6 protein-coding genes are annotated in these 6,288 nt (G+C 66.3%); 3 read left to right on the top strand and 3 right to left on the bottom strand.

Annotated elements, in window-relative coordinates; translation table 11 throughout:
- Together ABW137_RS25525 and ABW137_RS25520 are read left to right on the top strand one after the other, a co-directional pair.
- Positions 1-365 (top strand): TetR-type transcription factor C-terminal domain-containing protein (locus ABW137_RS25525; protein WP_526404253.1); only part of this gene is annotated, 365 nt, incomplete at its 5' end.
- A gap of 127 nt (positions 366-492) precedes the next feature.
- Positions 493-1,011 (top strand): hypothetical protein, encoded by a 519-nt coding sequence (locus ABW137_RS25520; protein WP_526404252.1) that lies wholly within the window; start codon positions 493-495, stop codon positions 1,009-1,011.
- 1 nt (position 1,012) lies between these two features.
- On the opposite strand, the gene araA is transcribed toward ABW137_RS25520, so the two are convergent.
- The 3 genes from araA to araB are packed head-to-tail and all read right to left on the bottom strand — an operon-like array spanning position 1,013 to position 4,928.
- Positions 1,013-2,539: an L-arabinose isomerase gene (gene araA, locus ABW137_RS25515; RefSeq protein WP_526404251.1), complete on the bottom strand. Its 1,527-nt coding sequence runs from the start codon at positions 2,537-2,539 to the stop codon at positions 1,013-1,015.
- Positions 2,540-2,541: 2 nt separating this feature from the next.
- The gene (locus tag ABW137_RS25510; protein WP_526404250.1) at positions 2,542-3,249 is read right to left on the bottom strand and encodes a class II aldolase/adducin family protein; all 708 of its coding nucleotides are present in this window, start codon (positions 3,247-3,249) and stop codon (positions 2,542-2,544) included.
- Entirely contained in the window at positions 3,246-4,928 is a 1,683-nt protein-coding gene (gene araB / locus ABW137_RS25505; RefSeq protein WP_526404249.1) for a ribulokinase, read from the bottom strand. The genes ABW137_RS25510 and araB overlap by 4 nt, the downstream gene beginning before the upstream one ends.
- Positions 4,929-5,305: 377 nt before the next feature.
- On the opposite strand from araB, the gene ABW137_RS25500 reads away from it, so the two are divergent.
- Positions 5,306-6,288, top strand: a 983-nt coding sequence (locus tag ABW137_RS25500) for an ABC transporter substrate-binding protein (protein WP_526404248.1), incomplete at its 3' end; no start/stop codon positions are given.

Below are 6,288 nucleotides of genomic sequence, written 5' to 3'. Positions count from 1 at the left end.
GCATCGCCAGCGACATCGAGCGCGCGGCCGTGTACTTCCAGGAGGGCCCCTACATCACCGAGTGGTTCACCGAAGAGCAGGTGGCCTACATCCGCAGGTCCGAGACCCAGGTGTACGAGCACGTCCGCGACGTCATCGACCGCGGCATCGCTAGCGGTGAGTTCTACGAGTGCGACTCGCACGTGCTCGCGCTCGGTTACATCGGCATGACCCTCGGCGCCTACCGGTGGCTGCGCCCCCACGGCCGTCGCAGCGCGCAGGAGATCGCCGTCGAGTTCAGCACCGCGCTGCTCCGCGGCCTGATCCGCGACGAGGTGATCCGGACGGAGGAGCCGCTCGGCATCGACGTCGCGGGCTCGAAGTAGAGCCCTTCTGCCGTATCTCCATCGTTATTCAAGTTTGTCCCATTCGTCACTTGGGTATCAGTAGTAACAGCGCGGGGACGCCCGCGCCGCCCGTGACCGCGAAGAAAGAGATGAATGGAACACGTGAATGAACACCGTCCTGTACTTCAGCGCCCGTGGCGCCGTCTTTGAGACCCGCGCCTTCGGCAAGGCAGACATCGACCGCCTGGTCCAAGCCCGTGGACTCCACTGCCTCACCAGCTCCGATGGTCAGTTCGACTTCTGGTTCAGCCCGACGAATCGCCGGTGCCAACAACGCACCAACCGCGCCGCCACTGAAATGCTCTTGACCACGACGCCCTTCACGGCCAAGACGGTCCCACTGCTGCGCGGGGCGGTCGTGATCGCCACCCATGACGCCGACGGTGACCTCGACGGCCTCAGCTGGCAACAACAAGACCTGCTGATTCAGAAGAGCAGCTCGCTGACCAAGCGAGACGAGCGCGTGCTCACCAGGCGGATGAACCGCGACGACCGCCGTCTGCTGCGCAACGTCGCCGCTCGGACCGCCGAGTTGGTCCCGGCGCCCCAGCCCGCGCAGGTCACCACGATCCACACGGCCGCACCGACCGCCGATGCCACTCTGCCCACCCGACTGGCGAGCTGACCTATAGCCCCGCTGCGATGTGGTGATACACCGCATTCCAGCGCAGCTCGCGGGCGAAGCCCTTGGTCGTGGTGTCGTCGTCGATGTCGAGGAGTTCGGTCGCAGTGATGGTGGCGAAGTCGTCGATCGTCGCCGAACTCACCGCCGTCGTGAGCACCGTGTGATGTGGAGCCCCGGCCATCAACCACGCCTCGGTCGACGTCGACCACGACGGCTTCGGCTCCCACACCGCGCACGCCACCGGTAGCTTCGGCAGCGGGGCGTTGGGCTCGACCACCCGCACCTGGTTGGCCACCAGGCGGAAGCGGGAGCCGACGTCGCAGATCCCGAGGACGATGCCATCCGCGGGGGCGGCCGTGAACCGAAGGCGAACCGGGTCCTCGCGTCCGCCGATGCCGAGCGGATGCACTTCTACCGTCGGCGTTGCCGCCGCGATGCTCGGGCACACTTCGAGCATGTGCGAGCCGAGGATTCGCTCCCGGCCGGGAGTCAGGTCGTACGTGTAGTCCTCCATGAAGGACGTCCCGCCTGGCAGCCCGACGCCCATGGTCTTCACGGTCCGCACCATCGATGCGGTCTTCCAGTCACCTTCGGCGCCGAAGCCCAACCCGTCGGCCATCAGCCGCTGGACGGCGATTCCTGGGAGCTGCCGCAGCGCGCCGAGATCCTCGAAGTTGGTGGTGAACGCGCCAAATCCGCCGCTCTCCAGGAACCGTCGCAGCCCCAGTTCGATGCGGGCGGCCTCGCGCAGGGACGCGTGTCGGTCACGACCCCGCCGTAACTCCTCGGCGACGACATAGGTGTCCTCGTACTCGCGGACCTGTTTGTCGATCTCGGTGTCACCGATCTGCAGCACCACTCTGGCGAGGTCGTTGACGGAGTAGGTGTTCACCGAGACGCCGAAGTGGGACTCGGCCTCGACCTTGTCGCCGTCGGTGACCGCGACGTCGCGCATGTTGTCACCGAACCTGGCGATGCGCAGTTTCTTCAGGTCGGCGACGCCCAGCGCCGCCCGCACCCACGATCCGACGCGCAGGGTGGTCCTTGGATCGCTCACGTGACCGGCCACGGTGGTGCGCGGAATCGACAGACGCGTCTGGATGTACCCGAACTCGCGGTCGCCGTGCGCGGCCTGATTCAAGTTCATGAAATCCATGTCGATGCTGTCCCAGGGTATTTCGACACTGACCTGGGTGTGCAGATGCAGCAGCGGCTTCTGTAGGGCGTTGAGTCCGCGAATCCACATCTTGGCGGGGGAGAAGGTGTGCATCCAGGCGATGACGCCCACGCACTCCCGCGACGAGCTGGCCTCGGTAAGGACGTCCAGGATGGCGTCGCTCGTGGTCACCACCGGCTTCCACACCACGCGCACGGGAATGTCCGCACTCCCGTCGAGTTGGTCGACGAGGCGGCGGGACTGATCGGCGACCTGGTCGAGGATGTCCTGGCCGTAGAGCGACTGGCTGCCCGTGACGAACCAGACCTCCTGGTTGACGATGTCATTGGGGCCACCGGGACTGATCGACATGCTCACCCTTCCTTCGGAAAGTCGTCGAGGGCGGAGCTCTGCCCATAGACGTTCTGATAACGCTCGTACAGTCGCGTGACGTCGTCCGCGCGAATCGAGATGGGGTTTCCGAGCTGCCTGCCGACGTGAACGGTCCTGGCGACGTCCTCGACCAGCACCGCCGCCTTGACGGCGGAACGCGCGTCCGGTCCGATCGTGAAGGGACCGTGATTGCGCATCAGCACTGCTGGAGATCTGCTGTCCCGCAAGGTTTCCACGATGCCACGGCCGATCGAGTCGTCCCCGATCAGGGCAAAGGGGCCGACCGGAACGTCGCCCCCAAACTCGTCGGCGATCATGGTGAGCACGCACGGAATGGGTTCGCCGCAGGCCGCCCACGCGGTGGCGTAGGTCGAGTGGGTGTGGACGACGCCGCCCACCTGCGGCATGTGGCGGTACACGTACGCGTGTGCCGCCGTGTCCGACGATGGCGCCAGCTCGCCGTCGACCAAGTTGCCTTCGAGGTCGCATACCACCATCTGTTCGGCGGTCAGCGAATCATAGGACACACCAGAGGGTTTGATGACCATGAGGTCCCGATCCGGCACGCGGGCCGAGACGTTTCCCGCGGTCCACGCCACCAGCTGATAGCGGGTGAGTTCGGCGTGCAGGTCGCACACCTGCCTGCGCAACCCGGCGATGACGGTGTCGACCTCGTAGGACAGCGTCATGCGGTCACTCCTACGGCGTCCCGGGCGTCGGCCTCGGTGCGCAGTCGTCGCAGCCTGCGCATCATGGTGTTCCCGCGGCCGAACCAGTCGTGCAGCGCCACGTACTCGGCGTACAGCGCGTCGTAGCGGGCGTTGTTCTCGGCGATCGGCGTGAAGGCGTTGCGCTTGCGACGGCCCATTTGCCCTGCGGCCGTTGGGACGTCGGGGTAGAAGCCTGCTGCCGTCGCGGCGTGGATGGCCGAGCCGAGTGCGGGGGCTTGGAGGGATTCGACACACGACAGCGGTAGCCCCGTCACGTCGGCGTAGATCTGCATCAGCAACCGGTTCTTGATCAAGCCTCCGGCAACCACTAGTTCCTCCACCGGAACCCCACTGCGCTCGAAGGTCTCGACGATCATTCGTGTGCCAAAGGCCGTGGCCTCCAATAGCGCCCGGTATTGATCCACGCACGTCGTCGCCAGCGTCTGGCCCACCATCGCGCCGGAGAGGTGGTGGTCCACCAGCACCGAACGGTTTCCGCTGTGCCAATCCAGCGCGATCAGCCCGTGCGCGCCGACCGTCTGCTCGGCGGCGAGTTCGGACAGGTACTCGTGCAGGCTGAGTCCTCGCTCGGTGGCTGCGTCCTGATAGCGCGCGGGAACGCAGTTGTTGACGAACCACGCGAAGATGTCGCCGACGCCCGACTGACCGGCCTCGTAACCCCAAAGGCCGTCGGTGATTCCGCCGTCGACGACCCCGCACATTCCAGGGACGTCCCGTACCTCGCGGCCGTTCATCACGTGGCACGTCGAGGTGCCCATGATCGCGATGAGGCGACCGGGTTCGGCGGCGTCCGCGGCGGCGGCCGTCACGTGCGCGTCGATGTTGCCGACCGCCACCGGGATGCCTTCGGGCAGGCCGGTCCAGGCGGCCGCCTGTTCGGTCAACGTGCCCGCCGCTTCCCCGAGCCGCCCGATGGGCTGATCGATCTTGTCTGCGACGAAGTCGGCGAAGCCGGCGTTGAGACCGGCGAGGAACTCGCGGGAGGGATAGTGGCCGTCCTGGCGAATGGCCTTGTACCCGGCGGTGCTGACGTTGCGAACGTACCGGCCGGTCAGCTGCCAGACGATCCAGTCGGCGCCCTCGACCCAGCGGTCCATGGCGGCGTAGATCTCGGGATCCTCCTCCAGGATCTGGAGGCCCTTCGCGAATTCCCATTCGCTGGAGATGAATCCGCCGTACCGGCTCAACCAGGATTCACCGCGAACTGCGGCGAGGGTGTTGATGCGGTCGGCCTGCGGCTGGGCGGCGTGATGGCGCCACAGCTTGGCGTAGGCGTGCGGACGTTCGGCGAAGTGCTCGAGCTGGCACAGGGGGGTGCCATCGCTGCGGGTGGCCACCATCGTGCACGCGGTGAAGTCGGTGCCGATCCCGATGACGTCGGCCGGGGCCACGCCCGCCGATGCCACAGCCTCGGGGACCGCGAAGCGGAGCACGTCGACGTAGTCCGCAGGCACCTGGAGCGCATAGTCGTCCGGGAGCCGGACGCCGGGGCGGCTGGGCAGTTCCTCTGAGATCACGCCGTGCCGATAGGCGTGTTCGGCCGACCCCATCTCCCGGCCGTCGGAGACGCGGACGACGAGCGCGCGTCCCGACAGCGTGCCGAAGTCGATGCCGACGGTGTACTTGGCGGCGCTCACGAGCCGGCCGCCTGCGCCACGGTACGGACGATCGGTGCGCCCGCCGGGCGACGCATGGGCGGTGCCCAAAAGTATGTGCACTGGATCACAATCAGCGATGTTAACGTTAACAACACGCGTCGTCAACGATCGATTTAGATCGCGGAAGATGCCGCGCCACGGATGCCCAGGCGCCGATTCATCAAGCGCTTCAGCGGTTTGCCGCTCACATCGCAACGGGAGGCTGGCTGGGCGGGGGGTTGACCGTCGGTTATTGTGAGCGTTAACATGCAGCGCGGTGTGACGACGGTCATACACTGACTGACGAGTGCGATACGTCACAACGTCGTAGGCGGGGATGGCCCTCGCGCTTCGCATCGTGATCAAAGGAGTGAGTCGTGAAGAAGGTGTTCGCCGCCGCGATCAGCATCGTCGCTGTCGCGGCCGCAGTGACTGCCTGTGGCAGTGGTAAGGCGCCAGAAGGGCAGGGCGCCGCGTCGTCCGATGGCGCGATCACATTGGGTTTCGCGCAGGTTGGAGCCGAAAGCGGCTGGCGCACTGCCAACACCCAATCCATCAAGAGCGCCGCAGAGGCAGCCGGCGTCGACTTGAAGTTCGCCGACGCCAACGGTGAGCAGGAGAAGCAGATCTCGGCGATCCGCTCCTTCATTCAGCAGGGCGTCGACGTCATCGCCTTCAGCCCCGTGGTGCGCACGGGCTGGGATGCGGTGCTGCTGGAAGCCAAGAACGCCAACATCCCCGTGATCCTGACCGACCGAGCTGTCGACACCCAGGAGAAGGACGTCTTCAAGACCTTCATCGGAGCCGACTTCGTCGACGAGGGACGCCGCGCCGGGACGTGGGTTGCCGAGCAGTACGCCACGGCCACCGGGCCCGTCAACATCGTCCAGCTCGAGGGCACCACCGGCGCCGACCCGGCGATCGACCGCAATACCGGTTTCGCCGAAGGCATCGCGAGCAATCCGAACCTCAAGATCGTGGCGTCGCAGACCGGCGACTTCACGCGCTCGGGTGGCAAGCAGGTGATGGAGGCGTTCCTCAAGTCCAACCCGAAGATCGACGTCGTCTTCGCCCAGAACGACGACATGGGGCTCGGGGCCATGGAGGCGATCGAGGCCGCAGGGAAGGTGCCGGGACGCGACATCAAGATCGTCGCCGTCGACGCGACCCACGATGGGATGCAGGCGCTGGCCGACGGCAAGTTCAACTACATCGTCGAGTGCAATCCTCTGCTCGGTCCGCAACTGATGGACCTGGCCAAGAAGGTCGCTGCGGGCGAAGCGGTCCCGGCCAGGGTGGTGACGCCGGACGAGGCGTTCGACCAGGAGCAGGCCAAGGCCGTGCTGCCCCAACGCCAGTA

It is taken from the genome of Mycobacterium sp., from assembly GCF_040509115.1.
Classification (GTDB): domain Bacteria; phylum Actinomycetota; class Actinomycetes; order Mycobacteriales; family Mycobacteriaceae; genus Mycobacterium.
Note: the sequence above shows the minus strand (reverse complement) of the source record. Positions and strands in the feature narration are given on the sequence as shown.

Bases quoted from the DNA above. Each gene is read 5' to 3' on its own strand.
- araA (WP_526404251.1), bottom strand. From the start codon at position 2,539: ATGTCGATCAGTCCCGGTGGCCCCAATGACATCGTCAACCAGGAGGTC.
- ABW137_RS25510 (WP_526404250.1), bottom strand. From the start codon at position 3,249: ATGACGCTGTCCTACGAGGTCGACACCGTCATCGCCGGGTTGCGCAGG.
- ABW137_RS25520 (WP_526404252.1), top strand. From the start codon at position 493: ATGAACACCGTCCTGTACTTCAGCGCCCGTGGCGCCGTCTTTGAGACC.